Origin of the sequence: Mycobacterium rhizamassiliense, from assembly GCF_900157375.1 — a bacterium.
Lineage (GTDB): Bacteria > Actinomycetota > Actinomycetes > Mycobacteriales > Mycobacteriaceae > Mycobacterium > Mycobacterium rhizamassiliense.
In genome coordinates this window covers 3,081,109-3,100,398 of sequence record NZ_LT721901.1, presented here as the reverse complement: position 1 = coordinate 3,100,398, position 19,290 = coordinate 3,081,109, and the positions used below count along the sequence as shown (strand labels likewise).

Sequence of the window (19,290 nt, the reverse complement as noted above, 5' to 3'; positions counted from 1 at the left end):
CGCACGCCAGCGGTGGCTCGTTCCCGTCGGACCGCATTAGGGTCGAACTATGACCCGCGTCGGCGACGATGCAGAGCGAAGCGATGAGGAGGAGCGGCGCCAATGCCCTCAGTGCAAACCATTACCGACATCACCGCCACCCCGGCGTGGGACGCCCTGCGCAAGCAGCACGAGAAGATCGGTGACGTCCACCTTCGCCAGTTCTTCGACGACGATCCGGATCGCGGGCGCGAGCTGACCCTCGAGGTCGGCGACCTCTACATCGACTACAGCAAGCACCGCGTCACGCGCGAGACGCTGCGCCTGCTGGTCGACCTGGCGCGGGCGGCCCACCTCGAGGAGCGCCGCGACCAGATGTTCTCCGGCGTACACATCAACACCTCGGAGGATCGCGCGGTGCTGCACACCGCGCTGCGCCTGCCCCGGGACGCCGAGCTGACCGTCGACGGCCAAAACGTGGTCGCCGACGTGCACCAGGTGCTGGACGCGATGGGCGACTTCACCGACCGGCTGCGCAACGGCGAATGGACCGGGGCCACCGGCGAACGGATCAAGACCGTCGTCAACATCGGCATCGGCGGTTCGGACCTGGGACCGGTGATGGTCTATCAGGCCCTGCGCCACTACGCCGACGCGGGCATCTCGGCGCGCTTCGTCTCCAACGTCGACCCCGCCGACCTGGTCGCCACGCTGGCCGACTTAGAGCCTGCCACAACGCTTTTCATCGTCGCCTCCAAGACGTTCTCCACGCTGGAGACGCTGACCAACGCGACCGCGGCGCGCCGCTGGCTCACCGAAGCGCTCGGCGACGCCGCGGTGTCCAAGCACTTCGTCGCGGTATCCACCAACAAGCGCCTGGTCGACGAATTCGGCATCAACACCGACAACATGTTCGGGTTCTGGGACTGGGTCGGCGGGCGCTACTCCGTCGACTCCGCGATCGGCCTGTCGGTGATGGCCGTCATCGGCCGGGAGGCCTTCGCCGACTTCCTGTCCGGATTCCACATCGTCGACGAACACTTCAAGACCGCCCCGCTGGAGTCCAACGCGCCGGCGCTGCTCGGCCTGATCGGACTGTGGTACTCCACCTTCCTCAACGCCCAATCCCGCGTCGTACTCCCGTATTCCAACGACCTGGCCCGCTTCGCGGCGTATCTGCAGCAGCTGACGATGGAGTCCAACGGCAAGTCCACGCGCGCCGACGGCACCCCGGTCACCACCGACACCGGTGAAATCTACTGGGGCGAGCCGGGAACCAACGGCCAGCACGCGTTCTACCAACTGATCCATCAGGGCACCCGGCTGATCCCGGCCGACTTCATCGGCTTCAGCCAGCCCACCGACGACCTGCCCACCGCCGACGGCACCGGCAGCATGCACGACTTGCTGATGAGCAACTTCTTCGCCCAGACCCAGGTGCTGGCGTTCGGCAAGACCGCCGAGGAGATCGCCGCCGAAGGCACCCCGGCCGACGTGGTGCCGCACAAGGTGATGCCGGGCAACCGCCCGTCGACGTCGATCCTGGCCAACCGGCTGACCCCGTCGGTGGTCGGCCAGCTGATCGCGCTCTACGAGCACCAGGTCTTTACCGAGGGCGTCATCTGGGGCATCGACTCGTTCGACCAGTGGGGTGTGGAGCTGGGCAAGACGCAGGCCAAGGCGCTGCTGCCGGTGATCACCGGCGACGCCTCGCCGCCGTCGCAGTCGGACAGCTCCACCGACGCGCTGGTCCGCCGCTACCGCACCGGGCGCGGCCGGGTCAGCTGACTTCGGCCCCACTTCGCAGGCCGGAGCCGAGCTGGCGGACGAAGGTGCGCAGCCGTTCCTGCGTCGCGGTCTGTGGATCGGACAGGTGCAGCTGCAGTAGCTCGCGGCCGGCGGCGTGCAGGATCCGCGCCGTGTATTCCGGCTCGTGCAGCCCCGGGTCGTGGCGCAGCAGTTCACGGACGAAGAACTGGAGCACGACGGCCTGGGAGGCGGCCAGCCGGGCGTACAACTCGGGCGGGGCACCCTGCGGCGGAAACAGGAACAGGCGCCAGGTCGCGGGGTGGGCGTCGACGGCGGCCAGCACGCCGTCGAACGCGACGACAAGGGTCTGGTCCCCGGCGACCGCATCCAACCCGGAGATCGCCTCGGCGAACTGCGCGCCGGCGCGCGCGGCCTCCCGGTCGATCAGCGCGACGAACAGGCCCGCCGGGTCGCCGAAGAGCTGATAGATCAGGGACCGATTGATGCCGGCTTGCCGCGCGATGCGGTTCGGTGTGGCCGCGTGAAAGCCCTCGACGTCGACGATCGCGTGCGTGACGTCGAGGATCTGCTCACGCCGGCCCTCGGCGGTCATGCGCCGCCTCGTGCTGTCCACGGTGGTCACCCTTGACAGCATAACTAACAGCTTGTGAGTATTACTCACGAAGTGTTAGTTAGCCGGAGGTTGTGATGGTCACGTACTACCCCGAACTCGCAAAGCGCGTGCGTAGCCAGCGCGATTTGCAGCCCGACCTGTATGGCGACTTCGACTTCGACCGGCAACCGGATCGCCTGGCCACCGAGCCCGACGTCGAGACCGCGCTGCCCTCGTGGGCCGGCGACCGCGCGCCGATCCTGGCGGACGACCGCGTGATGGAGCTGATCAGCACCGCCACCCTGCTCGGCGACATCGTCGCGGATCCCTATGCGGCCCTGATGAATTCGTACAGCCTCACGCAGCTGATCGACATGCTCAAGACGGCCTGCCGCGAGGGCGTCGAGGCGGTGCCCGACGCGCCGCCCGAGCTCGTGGCGTTCATCGCCGCCATGGAGGCCACGCCGCAGTGGCTCGACTTCGACCTGGTGCGCGAAGGCGCTCGCCAAGAACGCATTCCGGCCGCGCTGCTGGCGCCCTTCATCACGCGGGGCGCCTTCATCGCGACCTTCACCAACAGCTACGCCGCGCTCCCGATGGCGCTGACCGGCGCGCTGTCGGGCAAGCGGGCGGCCCGCCGCGTCAACGAGACGGCCAGCTTCTTCGCCGTCACCACGCTGCCCGGCGCCCTGGACCGCTACGGACCCGGATTCGAGGCGGCCGCCATGGTCCGGTTGATGCACTCGATGGTGCGCTACAACGCCCTGAAGAGATCTGTAAAAGGGGGCCGTAAATGGGACACAGCCATCTACGGCATGCCGGTGCCGCAGGTCGATCAGATGCCCGCCGGGATGATCGGCCAATACCTGTTGGCGCTCAAGGCCAAGCAGGAGGGCCGGAAGGAGTTCACCGCCGAGGAACGCGCCGTCGTCGAATTCGCCAGGTATCGCTGCTTTCTGCTTGGCCTGCCCGAAGAACTGCTGCCCGCCGAGCCCGCCGGCATCATCCACGTCATGCACGCTCGCTCGGGGCTGCTGCGGCACGGATTCGACAGCATCTGCCAAGAACTGGTCCGCGGCACGATGTCGGCCTACCTGCGTCCCGGCACCTCACTGTTCGACCGTTGCGCCGAGGCGGTCGAGAAGAGTTTCAGCAAGTTCACGTTCGTGCGCACGTTCTGCGGCGGCAACAACGACGTCGCCGAGGCCATGGGCGTGACGATGGGGCCAACGGATCTCGTCCGCATCGCGCTGACGGCGCCGTTCATTCTCGGACGTTTCAGCGTCGTGAGCCGGGCCAGCCGCATCCCGGTGCTTCGCGACGTCACCGACGCCTACGTCATCGGGCTGCTCAAGCTCCGGCTGGCGACCTACGGCAAGCCCGAATTCACTACGGATTCAACGCATTACACGCCGGTCGCACACTAGGAGCCTCAGGCGAACGGCTTGGTCAGCGGCGGCGGCAGCACCCGCATCAGCTGCACCAGCGGCGCCCACGGCCACCGCGGGACCACGGCCCGGCCGGGCTCGCGCTCGATGGCGCCGACGAGCGCCTTGACGCCAGTCTCGTTGTCCACCATCAGCATTGTGCTCGCCGACTTCGCGGTCATCTCCGACTCGATGTAGCCGGGCTCGATCACCGTGACCCTGATCGGGCCCTTGGCGTACTCGGCGCGCAGCGACTCGCCCAGCGATGTCAGCCCCGCCTTGCTGGCGCAGTAGGCGGCCTTGACGCCCGGGACGCCGGTGTTGCCGAGCACCGACGAGATCAACACCAGGTGCCCGGAGCCGCTCTTGTTGAACATCTCGAGGGCGGTTTCGATCTGCACCAGCGCGGCCACCAGATTGGTCTCGATGGTCTTCTTGTTCGCCCACAGCTTGCCGGAGCCCAGCTTGGCGCCTTTGCCGATGCCGGCGTTGACGATCACGCGGTCGATGCCGCCGAGTTCGTCGCTGAGCTCGGCAAACACCTTCGGCACCTGGTCGTGGTCGTTGACGTCGAGCGCGGCGATCGCGACCTTTACATTCGGATGCCGTTGTGCCAGTTCGGCTTTCAGCTCGTCGAGCCGGTCGGTCCGCCGGGCGCACAGCGCCAGGTCGCGGCCCTTGGCGGCGAAGGAACGCGCCATTCCGGCCCCCAGGCCTGAACTGGCGCCGGTGATGAGGATCTTCTGGCGAGTCACCCGGGCAGCATATCGACAGGTGTCAAGTCTCGTCCGGTCGGCCGGGAGGTTCGCCGAACGTCGAGTTGATGGGCGATTTTGGGCTGTTTCACCACAACAGGTCGACGCTCGGGCACTCGGCTACTTGAGCAGCCGGGACATCCGCCGGTCGGCGAGTATTTTGCCGCCGGTCTGGCACGTCGGGCAGTACTGGAAGGACTTGTCCGCGAACGACACCTCGCGCACGGTGTCCCCGCACACCGGGCAGGGCAGGCCGGTACGGGCGTGCACCCGCAGCCCCGAACGCTTCTCGCCTTTGAGCGTGGCCGCGCCCTGGCCGACGGACCGGTTCACCGCGTCGGTCAACACCGACATCATCGCCCCGTGCAGCGTGGTGAGCTGCTCGCTGGTCAGCTTCCCGGCCGTGGCGAACGGCGAGATCCTGGCGACGTGCAGGATCTCGTCGCTGTAGGCGTTGCCGATGCCCGCGATCACCTTCTGATCGGTGATGACGGTCTTGATCCGGCCGCTGTTGCCAGCCAGGACGCCGGCCAGGTCGTCGACGGACAGATCGAGCGCGTCCGGGCCGAGGGCGGCGATGCCGGGCACCTTCTCCGGGTCGTCGACCAGCCACACCGCGAGCCGTTTCTGGGTGCCGGCCTCGGTGAGGTCGAACCCCGGCGCGCTGCCGGGGGTGCCCAAATGCACGCGCAACGCGATCGGCCCCTTGCCGGGCCGCAGCGGCGCCGGGGCCAGGTTGTCCGACCAGCGCAGCCAGCCGGCGCGCGACAGGTGGGCGATCAGCAGCAAGTCACCGGCCTGCAGCCCCAGGTACTTGCCCCACCGGTTGGCCGCCGTCACGGTCAGGCCGTCCAGGGCGCTGGTCGGCGGGTCGAACGTCTTGAGCACCGACAGCGCGCCGACGTCGACGCGGCCGATCGTCGATCCGACGGCGTGCCGCCGCAGGTGATCGACCAGCGCTTCGATCTCGGGAAGTTCGGGCACGTGTCTAGTTTGCCGACGAGCTCAGACAGCCCGCAATAAATAGGTATCCATGATCCAGCCGTGCCGGGCACGGGCCTCCGCCCGCAGCGCCACGATGCGCTGTCCCACCTCGCCCACGGTGCCCGCCACCAGCAGTTCGTCGCCGGTCCCCAGATAGGCGCCCCACCAGATCCGGGTGTCGGCGCCGCAGGCCGCAAACGTGCAGTCGGCGTCGAGCATCACCACCGCCGCGCCGGAGAGGCCGCGGGACCGCAGCTGTCTGCCCGTGGTGATGAGCACCGGCTCGCCGACGTCGTTGAGCGGGATGCGGTGTCGCGCCGTCAGCGCCTGGATCGCCGTGATGCCGGGGATGACGTCGAAAGTGAAGTCGACCTGGGCGGCCACCGCGTCCAGGATGCGCAGCGTGCTGTCGTAGAGCGACGGATCGCCCCAGGCCAGAAAGGCCCCCACGCCGTCGGGCCCCAGCTCGGTGGCGATGGCCGTCGCCCAGATACGGGTGCGCGCGGCGTGCCACTCGGAAACGGCGTCGCGGTAATCGCCGCCGGACGACCGCTTCGGGTCGGGCAGTTCGACGAATCGGTAGCCGGGCTCCCGGATGAACCGCGTGCAGATCTCCCGTCGCAGCGCCACCAGGTCGCTCTTCTGTTCTCCCTTGTCCATCGCGAAGAACACCTGAGTGTCGTTGAGCGCCTCGACGGCCTGAACCGTCACGTAGCCGGGGTCGCCCGCGCCGATGCCGATGACGTGAATGTGCCGACCCACCGCTGCCTCCTGCTCGTCGTTGCCTATCAGATTGCCGAATCGTGGACCCGAACATCTAGTCGGAACCACAAGTACCCAGTACCATGGGTACCGTCTGATGCACCCAACGGAGGGACGCCAGGGATGACGCGCGCCGAGACGATGCAGAGCGAAGCGATGGGGAGGAGCGGCGCTGCGCCCTCCGCGGTGAGGCCCGGTGGGCCGAGTCGGGAAGAGTTCTCCGATCGGCTGCTCAAGGGCTCGGTGAAGAAGTCGTACGAGCCGATCGTCGACATCGACTGGGACGCGCCGCTGGACCCGGACAAGTTCTACCTGCCACCGCGGCTGGTCTCGCTCTACGGCACCCCGATATGGGACGAGATGACCCGCGAGCAACAAATCGAGCTGTCGCGCCAGGAACTGGTCAACACCCTGTCGGCCGGGATCTGGTTCGAGAACATACTCAACCAGTCGCTGTTGCGCACCATCCTGCACGAGGACCCGACCAGCTCGTCGACGCATTACAAGCTGACCGAACTGGGCGACGAGACCCGGCACATGGTGATGTTCGGCAAGGCCATCGAGCGCATCGGCGCCAAGCCGATACAGCCGCGGCGGTTGCACCGCTACATCATCAACGCGCTTCCCCTTGCGTTCCAACGCGGTTCGATGCTGTGGGTGGCGGCCCTGATCGGCGAAGAGATCTTCGATTCCCTGCAGCGCCAGATGATGGACGACGCAGAGCTGCAGCCAATCATCCAGCGGCTCATGCGAATTCACGTCACCGAAGAGGCCCGCCACATCCAGTTCGCGCGCGACGGCGCCCGCAAGCGGGTCGTCGAAATGCCGCGCGTCAACCGTTGGTTCATGGCCAACATCAACGGCATCGGCGGCTACTTCTTCCGCTACCTGTTCAGCAACCCGGTGCCCTATGCGCGCACGGGCCTGGATCCGAAACGGGCGCGTGCGACCGCGCGCGGCAGCGCGCACCGGTACGAGATGCAGAAGGCCGGTTTCGCCCCACTGGCGGCGTTTTTGACCGAGGTCGGCCTGCTGGGACCGATCGCTCGGCGCGGCTGGAAGCGCTCCAAGTTTCTGTGACAGACACATCGATCGCGGCCGTCCGCGACGTCGTCGTCATCGGCAGCGCGGGGCGGGCCGCATCTGAGGGGTTGCGGGCGGCCGGAATTCGCGACGTGCTGACGCTCGACGACGCCGCGCGGGCGGTGTTCGACGACGGCGATCACACCTGGGACCTGCGCACCACCGCCGGAGAGACGCTGCGCGCCCGCGTCGTCGTCGGCGCTTCCCTTTTCGCGCCGTGGCTACCGGAGTTCGCCGGGCGCAACGCTTTCCAAGGCGTGGCTTTCCACGCGGCGCACTGGAACCCCGATTTCGACCCGGCCGGCAAGCACATCGCCGTCATCGGCAGCGACTCGACCGCGGGCCATCAGCTCGGGCGGCTCACCGCATCGGCAGCCTCGGTCACCGTCTTCGCCCACGCGCCGCGCCGGCTGGTCTCCGAACTGCTTTTGCCGACGGCCCGCGTCAGGCGCTGGCTGGCCCGCCACACCCCGCGCAAGCAGTCCGGTCGCGCCCCCGCACTCGTCGGATCGGCGATCACCGGGCTCACGGAGTCGGGCATCCGCACCGCCGACGGTGCCCACCACCGCTCCGACGCCATCGTCTACGGCACCGGATTCACCGTCAGCGATCAAGCGCCCGAACTGGTCGGCCCGGCGGGGGTGACCCTGCGGCGGGCCTGGAGCGACGGCTTCGAGCCCTTCCTGGGAGTCGCCCTGCACGGCCTCCCCAACTTCTTCTGCCTCACCGGGCCCGACGCCGGCACGCAGGCGCGCTACGTCGCCGGCTGCCTGGCGCTGATGGCCAACAACGGCGCCACCCGCATCGAGGTACGGCGCAGCAGCTACCAGGTGTTCAACGAGCGCGCCCACCTCGCGCCCGCCCCGTCGTTCGCGGTGCGATCGGCCTTCGACTTGTCGTCCGCCGCCACCCGGGGCACTCAGACCTACGACGGCGAGGCGACGCTGACCATCGCAGGCACGTCCCACCCGGTGCGCGTCCGGCTCAGCGGCCGCCTGGACCCGATCGACGGCCATTACCACTGGCAGGGAACGGTTTTTAGCTCGCCCGCGCAGCCCCTGCCGGACCAGGTGCTCAAGCAGGCGCGCACGGCCACGCTCACGGTCGGCGAGCGGACGGCGCCCGCGCGCATCACCGAACAAACGCCGTGGGGCACGCACTCGGTCGCCGGGGTCGGTGCCCCGCCCTACACAATGAGCGGACTCTGACCGGACGGTATGTGTCGGCACTGATTTCTGCGACACGCGTGACACCCGTTAAATGGGGTAGTCTCGCTAGGCTGATTTCAATCAATACTGGAAGTGGCCAGACGCGCGAAAGAGGTTGATCGCATGCTGGTGCACACGACACGAAGATGAGAGCAGCATGGTCGGGGTGGCAGCGGTAGCGCAGGCGCAACGTCGAAGCGGGTACCGTTCGCGCCCTCGACGGCCCCTAATCGACGGCGCGACGGCGCACCGTACGATTCCTTGCCGGATCGTGACCTACCGCTGCCTTTCGACCACGTTAGGATTCGGATGCCCCAACACGGCACCGAAAACGCACGCGCCCGTCCCCCCGCGGGTCAACTGTCGCGAGCAGCGAGGATAGATGCCAGAACGGAAAGGACCGCCTGCGGTGAGTGCGCTAGCTGAGTCTCCGGGCTCGCTAGCCGTCGAGACCCGGACCGACCAGTCGGTCGCGATCCTGACCGTCGCGGGTGTGCTCGACGCCAGCAATTCCGCGGCATTGCGCGACAGCATCAAAAAGGCCGCCCTCGACCAGCCGTCAGCCGTCATCATCGACGTCACCGGCCTGCGGGTGCCCGCGGAGTCGGCGTTGTCCGCCTTCATCAGCGCGTACCTTCAGCTCGACAGCCAGACCACCGCACCGATCGTGCTGGTCTGCGGCCAGCGGGCCACCCGCGACGCCCTCACCCAGGCCGAGGTCACCCGCTTCATGCCGGTGTATGCCACCCAGAAGAGCGCAACGAAGGCGCTCGAAAAGCTCACCCGTCGCACCATCTATCGTGCCGACGCCCAGCTGCCCGCGAACCTGACCAGCCTGCGCGAGTCGCGCCGCCTGGTCCGCGAGTGGCTCACCGAGTGGGGCCGCCCCACCTTCATCCCGGTCGCCCTGGTGGTCGTCAACGTGTTCGTGGAGAACGTCCTGGAACACACCGGCAGCATCCCGGCGATGCGGATCGAGACCGACGGCGCCTCCGCGACCATCGCGGTGTCCGACGAGAGCACCGCCCCGGCCCAGCGGCTGCCGTCGCCCGCGCAGGGCATCGACGTCTCGGGCCTGGCGATCGTCGACGCGCTGTCGCGCGCGTGGGGCAGCACGCCCACCTCGTCGGGCAAGACGGTGTGGGCCGTCATCGGCCCCGAGAACCAGCTCTAGCCGCCTCCGTACGCGAGCCCTCCTCCCACTCTGCGGGACCCCGCCGCGAGCCAAACTAGAACACGTTCTAATCTCGGGTAACGGTCCTCCCAAGGAAGGCAGATGACGTGCGGTTCACCTACGCAGAGGCAATGACGGACTTTCATAACTACATCCCGCTGGCCAAGGCGGCCGAGGCCGCCGGCTACCACGCGATGACGATCGCCGACAGCATCGCCTACCCCTTCGAATCCGACTCCAAGTACCCGTACACCCCGGACGGCAACCGCGAGTTCCTGGACGGCAAGGAATTCATCGAAACCTTCGTGCTAACAGGGGCATTGGGCGCGGTGACGACGAAGCTGCACTTCAACTTCTTCGTCCTCAAACTGCCCATCCGGCCGCCGGCCCTGGTGGCCAAGCAGATCGGTTCGCTGGCCGCGCTGACCGACAACCGGATCGGCTTCGGCGTCGGCACCAGCCCGTGGCCCGAGGACTACGAGCTGCTGGGTGTCCCGTTCGCCAGGCGCGGCAAGCGGATGGACGAATGCATCGAGATCATCCAGGGCCTCACCAGCGGCGACTACTTCGAATTCCACGGCGAGTTCTACGACATCCCCAAGACCAAGATGACGCCGGCGCCCACCAAGCCGATCCCCATCCTCATCGGCGGCCACGCGGACGCGGCGCTGAAGCGGGCCGCGCGGCTGGACGGCTGGATGCACGGCGGCGGCGACCCGGAGGAACTCGACGGGCTGATCGCCAAGCTGCAGCGGTACCGCGAGGAAGCGGGCAAGACCGGCCCGTTCGAGATCCACGTCATCTCGGTTGACGCGTATACCGCCGACGGCATCAAGCGGCTCGAGGACAAGGGCGTCACCGACGTCATCGTCGGCTTCCGCATTCCCTACATCATGGGCAAGGACACCGAGGCGCTGGACGCCAAGATCCGCAACCTGGAGATGTTCGCCGAAAACGTGATCGCGAAAATCTAGTGGCGGGCGCAAGCGAGGCGAAACCGGGCGGAGCGGGCCGCCGCCATCGGGCTGTGCGTCACAGCGGATCCCATTGGGGCGCACGCTTTTCCATATGCGCCTTCGCGGCCTCGGTCGGGTTGTTGGTGAATCCGCTCAGGATCTGAGTGCGGTTCTCGATCTCGATGGCGTGCCGCAGACTGGGCGCGTCCAGCGCCGCGTTGAGGCCAATCTTGGTCTGCCACACCCCATATGCGTTGTTCGCGGCGATCTCGCGGGCCTTGCGCAGCGCGGCCGGCAGCAGGTCGTCGGCCGGCACCACCTCGTGCACGAGCTGGATGCGGTAGGCCTCGTCGGCGTCGATCATGCGACCGGTCAGCATCAGTTCGCGCGCGACGCCGGCGCCGACGATCTTGGGCAGCAGGTAGCTGGTGCCCATGTCCATCGACGAGAACCCGGCCTTGATGAACGCCGACCCGAACCGGGCGCTCTCCGAAGCGATCCGGATGTCGCTGACCAATGTGAACGCCAGTCCCCCGCCGACGGCGACGCCGTTTACCGCCGCGATCACCGGGATGTCCAGCTCGTAGATCCGGGTGAACAGGTTGGCCAGCCGCACCTGGGAGTCGTAGTTGACCTTGAATGCCGGGGTCGACGGATTCGCGGGCTTGGTCCAGGCTTCGCCGGTGCCGCTCAGGTCGGCGCCGGCGCAGAATCCGCGCCCGGCCCCGGTCAGGATCGCGACGCGGAATCCGCCGCCGCCGAGAACGTCCAGGGCGTCGTCCACCCCGTCGATCAGTGCACCGTCGATGGCGTTCAGGCGCTGCGGCCGGTTCAGCGTGATACGGGCGATATTTTCTTCGAGGGTTTCCAGTTCTACTGCAGGCATAGACCAAACCGTATGCGACGTGGGTTTTTACCGAAGAGGCATACCGTGGTTTCGAGCCGAGACGAAGGAGAGACGATGGCGCGAACCGAGGACGACACGTGGGATGCCGCCAGCAGTGTGGGAGCCACCGCCACCATGGTCGCCGCGGCGCGGGCGGCTGCGACCAGACGACCGCAGCCGGTGATCGACGACCCGTTCGCCGAACCGCTGGTGCGCGCGGTCGGCATTGACGTGTTCAACCGGTTGGCCGCCGGCGAGCTCGACTTCGACGCCGAGGACGGTGGGGTGGGCTTCCCGCGGATGACCGACACGTTCGCCGCCCGGGCCCGCTTCTACGACGACTACTTCGCGCAAGTCACCGAGGCCGGCGTCCGGCAAATCGTCATCGTCGCGGCCGGGCTGGACAGCCGCGCCTACCGGCTGTCCTGGCCGGCGGGCACGACGGTGTACGAGATCGACCAGCCCGAGGTGATCGAGTTCAAGACCTCGACGCTGTCGAAGATCGGTGCCGCGCCCACCGTCGAGCACCGCACGGTCGGCATCGACCTCCGGGAGGACTGGCCGGCCGCGCTGCGGGCCGCCGGTTTCGACGCCGCCGCGCCCACTGCGTGGCTGGCCGAGGGCGTGTTGATCGGCTGGCTGCCGCCGGAGGCCGAGGTTCGGTTGATGGACGACGTGATCGCGCTCAGCGCGCCCGGCAGCCGGTTCGCCGCCGACTATGGGTCGGTCGCCGGAAACTCGCCGCAGGCGACCGAACAGTCCCAGCGGCTGGCCGACACCTGGCGACGGCACGGGCTGGAGTTGGACGTCGCCAATTTGGCATACCCGGGCGAGCACACCGACGTCGCCGCTCTGCTGCAGGGCCGCGGCTGGGATGTGATCAGGTTCAAGCTCGCGGACCTCTTCCAGGCCGCCGGCCTGCCGGAATTGCCCAAGTCCGCACACGAACAGGTCCCGGCCGACACCATCGGCTTCGTCACCGCGGCGCTGAAATAGCCACCGGCTAGCCGCGTTTGGCCAACCAGTCGGCCTGCATCACCAGCAGCGCCATCGCCTCCAATTGCGGTGTGTCCGGCTCGAGTTCGCGATACTTCTGATAGACGTTGACGACCACCCGCTCGGCGTCCAGCCAGCCGGCGTACTCGCCGAGGTCGATAGTGTCGGCGGCCTCGGCCCAGGACAGGCCCTTGCGGTGGGCGGCCTCGGTCTGCTCGGCGACGTGCGCGAGATAGCCACGCACAGCGCGGATTCCGTCCGGGTCGGTAACCGGGCCGTGGCCGGGCACCACGATCGGCGCGTCCAGCGCGATCATCGCGTCGCAGGCCGCCACCCAGTTGGCGATCGGGCCCGCCCACACGATCGGCGTGCAGCCGATGAAGAGTAGGTCGCCGCCGAACAACACCCCGGCGTCGGGCACGTGCACGACGGAGTCCGCTGCGGTGTGGGCCGGGCCGAGGTTCAGCAGGTCGACGCGGCGCCCACCGACGTCGATGGTGAGGTCGCGCTCGAACGTCAGGTCGGCGTTGCGCACCTCGATGCCGCTGAAGTCGAAGTGCCCGAACCGTTCTCGCGTGTACGGGGTCGCGACCGGGCCGAGGTTGCCGGTCTGCACCATGGCGAGCAGCTCGGGCGGCATGCCGTGCGCGATCTCCTCGGCGGTGTCCGTGGCGGCGATGATCCGCACCGAGGCATCGAGTAGCTGGTTGCCGTGGGTGTGGTCGCCGTTGGAGTGGGTGATCAGCGCGTCGGTGATGGGCGCGCGGTCCGTGATCGGCTTCATCGCGGCGAGCATTTCGCGCGTCAGCGCCAGGTCGAACAGTGTGTCGACGAGCAGCGAGGCGCCGTCCCCGGACACCAGCCCGGCGTTGCTCCAGCCGTAGCCGCCGTCCGGCAGCGTCCACGCCCACACTTTGTCGGCGACGTCGTGCAGCCCGCGGGTGTAGGGCAGCCGGGCCGGGGCGCGGTTGACGCGCACCGGCGGGGCGCTGGCGCGGACGGTCTGGCGCGTCTCCCCCAGCCCCTGCACGCGCAGCGTCACGACGTCCCCGGCGCGCAGCCAGCCGGGGAAGGATTCCAGATCGGTCATGCTGAGGTGCTCGATGAGCGTGCAGGTGGGCACCGTGCCCGAGCCGAACACGTCGCCGGGGCGCAGCGTCACGCCACGCGAGGCGTAGGAGATGACTTCGCCGAAGCTCCAGTCCATCTGATCGGTTGAGCCCGAACCGATCTCGGAGTCGTTGACCAGAGCGCTCACCTGCAGGCTCAGCTTGCCGTCGCGGCGGTGTGGCTCCAGCTCGTCGGGCGTGACCAGGTAGGGCCCCAGGGTGACGCCGCTGTCCTTACCCTTGGCCTGCCCGATCGCCAGCTGACCCTCCAGCTGCTGCAGGTCGCGCGCGGACCAGTCGTTGAAGATCATGTAGCCGATGATGGCGCGCTCGGCCTCGTCGACCGTCAGGTCCTTGCCGCTGGCTCCGATGACCGCGGCGACCTCCAATTCGAAGTCCTGCCAAGCGCTTCCAGGCGCGATGGGCGCGTCGTCATACGGCCCGAGAACCGTTGCGGGGCAGGCGAAATAGAAGGCCGGGATGCGGTACCAAGTGTCGGCGAGTTCGCGCCCGGCGCCCAGCGCCGCCTGACAGTTGCGCATGTGCTCCAAGAAGCACAGCGAGTCTCGGATCGACGGCGGGTTCGGGATGGGCGCCATCAGCTTCACGTCACCCAGGCGCACGACGGCCGACGCGGAGCGCAGCGCGCCCTCGCCGGCCTCGCGCAGGCCGTCGGCGCCGCGGCCGACCAGGTCCAGCAGCGTCACCCCCGGCGTCAGAGCGTGGATCTCGTCGCCGGAGAGCACGCCGGTGCGCGGTCCGTCGGCGTCGCGGTAGGTCACCCATTTCATTCGCGTACCACCTCACTTGGTTTCTTGTCCGGCCGCAGCCCGCGCCAACTCGATTGGCGCAGGCGATGATCCGGGGTCCATTCGCTGTAGCGCACCTCGCCGACGAGAATTGGTTCGACGTAGGTGACCCCACGCGCTTCACTTCTTGGCAGTGCAGGGTCGAACGGGGATTGGTCGGTGTGCAACGGTGCCAGCGTCTTCTTGAGGTCGGCCAGGACGCGTTCGGTGAAACCAGTGCCCACTTTTCCGGCGAACCGCAGTCCGCCGTCACCGGGAATGCCCATGAGCAGTGAGCCGATGCCGCTGGTGCGTCCGCCTGCACCGGCCTTCCAGCCACCGATCACGACTTCCTGCGTTTTCCAATGCTTGTCCTTGAGCCACGACGCCGACCGCCGCCCGGGCTGATAGGTGGAGTCGCGCCGCTTGGCGACCACCCCCTCCCAGCCGCGCTGGCCGGAGTGGTCGAGCGCTTGCGCACCATCGCCGGGCAGCAGATCCGGTACGGTCAGATTGCCGGCAGTTCCAAGGGTTTCGAGCAGCTTGCGCCGGTCGTGGTATTTGGCCCGCAACAGCGAACGGCCGTCCAGGTAGAGCAGGTCGAATGCCCAGTACTCGACGCGGGTGGCGCGGCTGCGGTTCTGCATCTCGTTGAAGCTGGGCACCCCGGACGCGTTGAGCGCGACGACCTCACCGTCGATTACCACGTGGTGATCGGTGAGATCATCTGCGATGGAGCACAATTGGGGGTACTCGCCGGTGACGTCGCGGCCGCTGCGCGAGCGCAGCCGCACGGTCCCGTGATCGGCATCGACCAGCAGCCGGTAGCCGTCCCACTTTCCTTCGAAGGCCCACTGGCCTGCCTTCAGCGCGCTCACCGAACCCTCCGAGGCGAGCATGGGGGCAAGCTCGTCGAACTCGAAGGTCTGCTGGTCCTTCATCCGGTGCGCCAGCCACTGGTTGCCGTTGGTTTGAATCAGGGCGTAGCGTCCGGAGATTCGGTTGCCGCGCAGGTTCACGATGACTTCGCCTTTTTCGCCCGAGTCATTGAATTTCTCGGCATCGTAGGTGCCGGCATCCCAGATGACGACCTTGCCTGCGCCGTATTCGCCCTTGGGGATGCTGCCCTCGAAACCGCCGTATTCCAGCGGATGATCCTCGGTGTGCACGGCGAGATGGTTCACCGACGTGATCTCCGGCAGGTTCTTCGGCACCGCCCAGGACACCAGCACGCCGTCGCGCTCCAGCCGGAAGTCGTAGTGCAGCCGTCGCGCGTGGTGCTCCTGGATGACGAACGTATTGCCTTGACCGGCATTGGGTTTCGCCTTGGGCACCGGTTCGGGGGTCTTCGACGCGTCGCGCATGCTGCGGTATTTGATCAGCCGGTCCGGGCCCGAGACTTGATCATCCAAGACATCCAGCGGCTCCAGCAGGTCGCCGTCGCGCGCCACCCGGGCCAACACCTCGTCATAGCGCAGCTGGCGCAGCCCCGGGTCGTCGAGTTCCTCCCAAGTGCGCGGCGCCGCGACAGTGGGATGTTCGCGGCCACGCAGCGAATACGGTGCGATCGTGGTCTTCGCGCCGCTGTTCTGGCTCCAGTCCAGGAAGATCTTGCCGGCCCGCAAGCTCTTGGTCATGGTCGACGTAACCAGCTTGGGCATGGCCTTTTCCAATTGCTGGGCAACGCGTTTGGCCAACACCGAGGCGCCCCGGCTGCTCACCGGCTTATCCAGCGGAGTGTAAAGATGCAGACCTTTGCTGCCGCTGGTGAGCGGGAAGGTGGTCAGGCCGATGTCGGCGATCAGGTCACGCACGGCGCGGGCCACCTTGGCCAGTTGCGCCATCGTCACGCCCTCGCCCGGGTCCAGGTCGAACACCAATCGTGTTGCGGGACCGGGCTTGAGCTCTTCGGATTTGCTCCGCGTCCACTCGGCAACGAACCGCCACTGCGGCACGTGCACCTCCAGCGCCGCCTGCTGCGCGATCCAGGCCAGGCCGTCGGCGCTGTCGATGATCGGATACGTCGTCGTCCCCGACCGGTGAACCACGCTGGCGCGCGACAGCCAGTCCGGCGCGGAAGAGGCCAGCTGCTTTTCGAAAAAAGAAGGCTGCTCAACGCCATTCGGCCAACGCTTACGGGTGGCGGCGCGCCCGGCGATGTGCGGAACCATCACCTCGGCGATCTCGGTGTAGTAGCCGAAGATGTCGGATTTCGTGGTGCCGGTCACAGGGTAGAGCACCTTTTCGGGGTTTGTCAGCTTCACCCGCGGCGCCACTCTGTCAACCTACCTATGGCCTTCGACACTGCAAACGGCCCTGACCACCGATTAATCGTTCTTACTGGCAGCTTATTTTGTGACAAGAGCCACGGAGGGCGTTAGACCCCCGCCAGGCGGGGCACAGGCACACAATGTTTGACCTAATCCCACCCCTATGGCGTCCAAAAAGCGGCGTCCCACTGAGCGACGCGACGCTGGGACTGCATTCAGAACGAGTTGACGTGCCTACTTACGACAGGTCCGCACTGCAGCGGGGTGTCGTTCACATCGGTGCCGGCAACTTCCACCGCGCGCATCAGGCCGTCTACTTCGACGACCTGGCCCGCTCGGGTATTTCAGATCGTTGGGGGGTGACCGGCATCAGCCTCAACTCCTCCAACTGCAAAGACCTCTTGTCGGCACAGGACGGGCTGTACACGGTGGTGCAGCGCGGCCACGATCGCCAGACCGCCCGCGTGGTCGGCTCGATCGGCTCCGTTCACTACGCACCCAACGATGGCGCCGCCGTCCGCGCTGCCCTGGCCGACCCCCAAACCCGCATCGTCAGCCTGACCATCACCAACAACGGGTACTTTCTGAACCCCGTCACCGACGAGTTCGACGCCGACCACCCCGACGTGCGCGCCGACCTGGTCGCGACCGACGGCTACGCGACCGCGTGGGGATATCTGGCCGAAGCCCTCGACTACCGTCGCCGCGCCGGTATCGCCCCGTTCACCGTCCTCTGCTGCGACAACATTCCCGGCGACACGCACCCGGCGCGGATCGCGCTGGTGTCCTTCGCCGCCTTGAAGGACCCCGCGCTTGCCCGCTGGATCGACACCTATGTCGCGTTCCCGTCGACCATGGTCGACCGCATCACCCCGCAGACCTCCGAGTCGGAGTGCAAATTCGTCGAGCAGACCTTCGGTGTGGCCGACAAGTACCCGGTGGTGACCGAGCCGTATCGCCAGTGGGTGATCGAGGATTCCTTCTGTAATTCGCGTCCCCCGCTCGACCTGGTCGGTGCCGAATTCGTCGCCGATGTCCGCGACCACAAGCTGATCAAGACCCGTCTGCTCAACGGGACGCACATCGCGCTCGGGTGTTTGGCCACGCTGGCCGGGTATCAGCGCACCGACGAGGCGATGCGGGACCGCGTCCTCGTCGATTACGTCGAGAAGCTGCTGCGTGACGAGATTCAGCCGCTGCTGCCCCCGGTCCCCGGGATGAACACACCCAACTACCGGGCCACCCTGCTGACTCGACTCGGCAATCCCCGGATGAGCGACCAGCTGTCGCGGCTGGCTCGACGGGGAACGAGCAAGATCGCGCAGTTTGTGATGCCGTCCCTGGAAGAGGCGATCGCTGCGGGACGGCCGCACACGCTGCTGATGCTGGCCGTCGCCGGGTGGGCCCGGTACATGCGCGGCCACGACCTCGACGGGCGCAAAATCAGCCTGGAGGACTCGCAGGCGATCCCGGTGGTTAAGTTGGCCAACATGGCCAGTAGCAACCCCGATCCGCTGTTGGGCCACGAGATGTTCGCACAGGTACGCGCAGTGCCCGGCTTCGCCGAGCGCCTGGCCGAGATGATCGCCGACATCGACGAGCGCGGCGTGGTGCCCACGCTGCGTGATGCGATGCGCAACGGCGAGCGGGAGTTGGTGTCGCGATGAACGCCGGACTGACCTTTGTGCGCGACTTCGACCCGGCGCCCCTCACCACGTTGCTCTGCGACGCCGACGACAACCTGTTCGGCTCGGAGCGCCCGGCGTTCGAGGCATCGACGGACGTGACGAACCGCCTGCTGGTCCGGTTCGGGGTGACGGCCCCGCTGAGCTCCGAGGAGCTGCGCAAGCGGGCCGTCGGGAAGAACTTCCGCACCACCGCCCTCGACCTGGCCGTGCAGTGCGAGGTGCCACTCGATCGGTCGCTGACCCAGGGCCGGCCCGCAGCGGTGGTCGCCTCGGCCGACGACGTGGCGAGCGGCAAAGCGTTGACAGCCGACGAGCTCGAGCGGTGGGTGCTCGAGGAGCGCGAACGCGTCACCGCGCACCTGGCCGCCACCCTGGCGCCCGATCCGGAGGTGCTGGAACCGTTGCGGAACCTCGCGGCGCGCTACGCGCTCGCGGCCGTCAGCTCCAGCGCCACCCAGCGCCTGCGGGGCTGCTTCACCGCCACCGGCCTCGACTCGCTGCTGTCCGAGGCGGTCACCTTCAGCGCGGAGGATTCGCTGCCGGTGCCGACCAGCAAGCCCGACCCGGCGGTGTATCTGCATGCCGGCCGGGTGCTCGGCGTCGAAGCCGAACAAGGGCTGGCCATCGAGGATTCCGTGGCCGGCGTGACTTCCGCGGTCGCGGCCGGCTACGCCACCGTCGGTAACCTGATGTTCGTGCTACCTGACGAACGGGATGGCCGCCGCGCGGAATTGATCGAGGCGGGCGCGGTCGCGATCACCGATTCGTGGCGAGCACTCGCCGATGTCCTGCTGTCGGCCGTGCCGGCCGGAGGTACCCGAACGCGATAACGATCCGGGCTGTGACCCGGGGAGGAGGTGGCC

General features: G+C 67.7%; 16 protein-coding genes and 1 pseudogene. 9 read left to right on the top strand and 8 right to left on the bottom strand.

The window, feature by feature from the left end; translation table 11 throughout:
• The first annotated feature begins 102 nt into the window (after positions 1-102).
• Entirely contained in the window at positions 103-1,767 is a 1,665-nt protein-coding gene (gene pgi / locus MRAB57_RS15235; RefSeq protein ID WP_077088086.1) for a glucose-6-phosphate isomerase, read from the top strand.
• On the opposite strand, the gene MRAB57_RS15230 is transcribed toward pgi, so the two are convergent.
• Positions 1,760-2,341 (bottom strand): TetR/AcrR family transcriptional regulator, encoded by a 582-nt coding sequence (locus MRAB57_RS15230; RefSeq protein ID WP_077090609.1) that lies wholly within the window; start codon positions 2,339-2,341, stop codon positions 1,760-1,762. The genes pgi and MRAB57_RS15230 overlap by 8 nt on opposite strands.
• 95 nt (positions 2,342-2,436) lie before the next feature.
• Here MRAB57_RS15230 and MRAB57_RS15225 point away from each other — a divergent pair, with 95 nt between their 5' ends.
• Positions 2,437-3,768: an oxygenase MpaB family protein gene (locus MRAB57_RS15225; RefSeq protein WP_077088085.1), complete on the top strand. Its 1,332-nt coding sequence runs from the start codon at positions 2,437-2,439 to the stop codon at positions 3,766-3,768.
• Positions 3,769-3,773: 5 nt separating this feature from the next.
• On the opposite strand, the gene MRAB57_RS15220 is transcribed toward MRAB57_RS15225, so the two are convergent.
• The 4 genes and pseudogenes from MRAB57_RS15220 to cobF all read right to left on the bottom strand — a co-directional run bounded on the left by MRAB57_RS15220 (position 3,774) and on the right by cobF (position 6,269).
• On the bottom strand, positions 3,774-4,523 hold the full coding sequence (locus MRAB57_RS15220) for an SDR family oxidoreductase (protein ID WP_077088084.1): 750 nt from the start codon (positions 4,521-4,523) through the stop codon (positions 3,774-3,776).
• Positions 4,524-4,643: 120 nt separating this feature from the next.
• Positions 4,644-5,111 (bottom strand): zinc finger domain-containing protein, encoded by a 468-nt coding sequence (locus MRAB57_RS29210; RefSeq protein ID WP_245836096.1) that lies wholly within the window; start codon positions 5,109-5,111, stop codon positions 4,644-4,646.
• Between the two features lie 150 nt (positions 5,112-5,261).
• Positions 5,262-5,507: pseudogene (locus MRAB57_RS29205) on the bottom strand (DNA-formamidopyrimidine glycosylase family protein); the annotation flags it as partial.
• Positions 5,508-5,528: 21 nt separating this feature from the next.
• Positions 5,529-6,269, bottom strand: a complete 741-nt coding sequence (cobF, locus tag MRAB57_RS15210; RefSeq protein ID WP_077088082.1) for a precorrin-6A synthase (deacetylating) — start codon at positions 6,267-6,269, stop codon at positions 5,529-5,531.
• A gap of 123 nt (positions 6,270-6,392) precedes the next feature.
• Here cobF and MRAB57_RS15205 point away from each other — a divergent pair, with 123 nt between their 5' ends.
• The 4 genes from MRAB57_RS15205 (at position 6,393) to MRAB57_RS15190 (ending at position 10,708) form a co-directional block, all read left to right on the top strand.
• The gene (locus MRAB57_RS15205) at positions 6,393-7,349 is read left to right on the top strand and encodes an AurF N-oxygenase family protein (protein ID WP_077088081.1); all 957 of its coding nucleotides are present in this window, start codon (positions 6,393-6,395) and stop codon (positions 7,347-7,349) included.
• Positions 7,350-7,528: 179 nt separating this feature from the next.
• Complete coding sequence (locus tag MRAB57_RS15200) at positions 7,529-8,560, top strand: DUF4873 domain-containing protein (RefSeq protein ID WP_425436812.1); 1,032 nt, start codon at positions 7,529-7,531, stop codon at positions 8,558-8,560.
• Between the two features lie 382 nt (positions 8,561-8,942).
• Positions 8,943-9,734, top strand: coding sequence for an STAS domain-containing protein (locus MRAB57_RS15195; protein WP_108637945.1), 792 nt, complete (start codon positions 8,943-8,945; stop codon positions 9,732-9,734).
• A gap of 107 nt (positions 9,735-9,841) precedes the next feature.
• The gene (locus MRAB57_RS15190; RefSeq protein WP_077088079.1) at positions 9,842-10,708 is read left to right on the top strand and encodes an LLM class flavin-dependent oxidoreductase; all 867 of its coding nucleotides are present in this window, start codon (positions 9,842-9,844) and stop codon (positions 10,706-10,708) included.
• Positions 10,709-10,766: 58 nt separating this feature from the next.
• Here MRAB57_RS15190 and MRAB57_RS15185 read toward each other — a convergent pair whose 3' ends face one another.
• Positions 10,767-11,576, bottom strand: a complete 810-nt coding sequence (locus MRAB57_RS15185) for an enoyl-CoA hydratase/isomerase family protein (RefSeq protein WP_077088078.1) — start codon at positions 11,574-11,576, stop codon at positions 10,767-10,769.
• Positions 11,577-11,651: 75 nt separating this feature from the next.
• Between MRAB57_RS15185 and MRAB57_RS15180 the strand changes: the two genes are divergently transcribed.
• Positions 11,652-12,572: an SAM-dependent methyltransferase gene (locus MRAB57_RS15180; RefSeq protein WP_077088077.1), complete on the top strand. Its 921-nt coding sequence runs from the start codon at positions 11,652-11,654 to the stop codon at positions 12,570-12,572.
• Between the two features lie 7 nt (positions 12,573-12,579).
• Here the strand turns inward: MRAB57_RS15180 and MRAB57_RS15175 are convergent, their stop codons facing one another.
• On the bottom strand, positions 12,580-14,472 hold the full coding sequence (locus MRAB57_RS15175; protein WP_077088076.1) for a fumarylacetoacetate hydrolase family protein: 1,893 nt from the start codon (positions 14,470-14,472) through the stop codon (positions 12,580-12,582).
• Positions 14,469-16,745 carry an ATP-dependent DNA ligase gene (locus tag MRAB57_RS15170; RefSeq protein ID WP_173813937.1) on the bottom strand — a complete coding sequence of 759 codons (2,277 nt, stop codon included), beginning with the start codon at positions 16,743-16,745 and terminating at the stop codon, positions 14,469-14,471. The genes MRAB57_RS15175 and MRAB57_RS15170 overlap by 4 nt, the downstream gene beginning before the upstream one ends.
• Before the next feature lie 134 nt (positions 16,746-16,879).
• Here MRAB57_RS15170 and MRAB57_RS15165 point away from each other — a divergent pair, with 134 nt between their 5' ends.
• Entirely contained in the window at positions 16,880-18,406 is a 1,527-nt protein-coding gene (locus tag MRAB57_RS15165; protein ID WP_077088074.1) for a mannitol dehydrogenase family protein, read from the top strand.
• The gene (locus MRAB57_RS15160) at positions 18,403-19,257 is read left to right on the top strand and encodes an HAD family hydrolase (protein ID WP_077088073.1); all 855 of its coding nucleotides are present in this window, start codon (positions 18,403-18,405) and stop codon (positions 19,255-19,257) included. Before MRAB57_RS15165 ends, MRAB57_RS15160 begins: the two co-directional genes overlap by 4 nt.
• The last annotated feature ends 33 nt before the right edge of the window (positions 19,258-19,290 follow it).

Coding starts and splice junctions, on each gene's coding strand:
- MRAB57_RS15175 (WP_077088076.1), bottom strand. CDS start 14,472: ATGAAATGGGTGACCTACCGCGACGCCGACGGACCGCGCACCGGCGTG.
- MRAB57_RS15230 (WP_077090609.1), bottom strand. CDS start 2,341: ATGACCGCCGAGGGCCGGCGTGAGCAGATCCTCGACGTCACGCACGCG.
- pgi (WP_077088086.1), top strand. CDS start 103: ATGCCCTCAGTGCAAACCATTACCGACATCACCGCCACCCCGGCGTGG.
- MRAB57_RS15195 (WP_108637945.1), top strand. CDS start 8,943: ATGCCAGAACGGAAAGGACCGCCTGCGGTGAGTGCGCTAGCTGAGTCT.
- MRAB57_RS15160 (WP_077088073.1), top strand. CDS start 18,403: ATGAACGCCGGACTGACCTTTGTGCGCGACTTCGACCCGGCGCCCCTC.
- MRAB57_RS15225 (WP_077088085.1), top strand. CDS start 2,437: ATGGTCACGTACTACCCCGAACTCGCAAAGCGCGTGCGTAGCCAGCGC.
- MRAB57_RS15185 (WP_077088078.1), bottom strand. CDS start 11,576: ATGCCTGCAGTAGAACTGGAAACCCTCGAAGAAAATATCGCCCGTATC.
- MRAB57_RS15180 (WP_077088077.1), top strand. CDS start 11,652: ATGGCGCGAACCGAGGACGACACGTGGGATGCCGCCAGCAGTGTGGGA.
- MRAB57_RS15165 (WP_077088074.1), top strand. CDS start 16,880: ATGTTTGACCTAATCCCACCCCTATGGCGTCCAAAAAGCGGCGTCCCA.
- MRAB57_RS15205 (WP_077088081.1), top strand. CDS start 6,393: ATGACGCGCGCCGAGACGATGCAGAGCGAAGCGATGGGGAGGAGCGGC.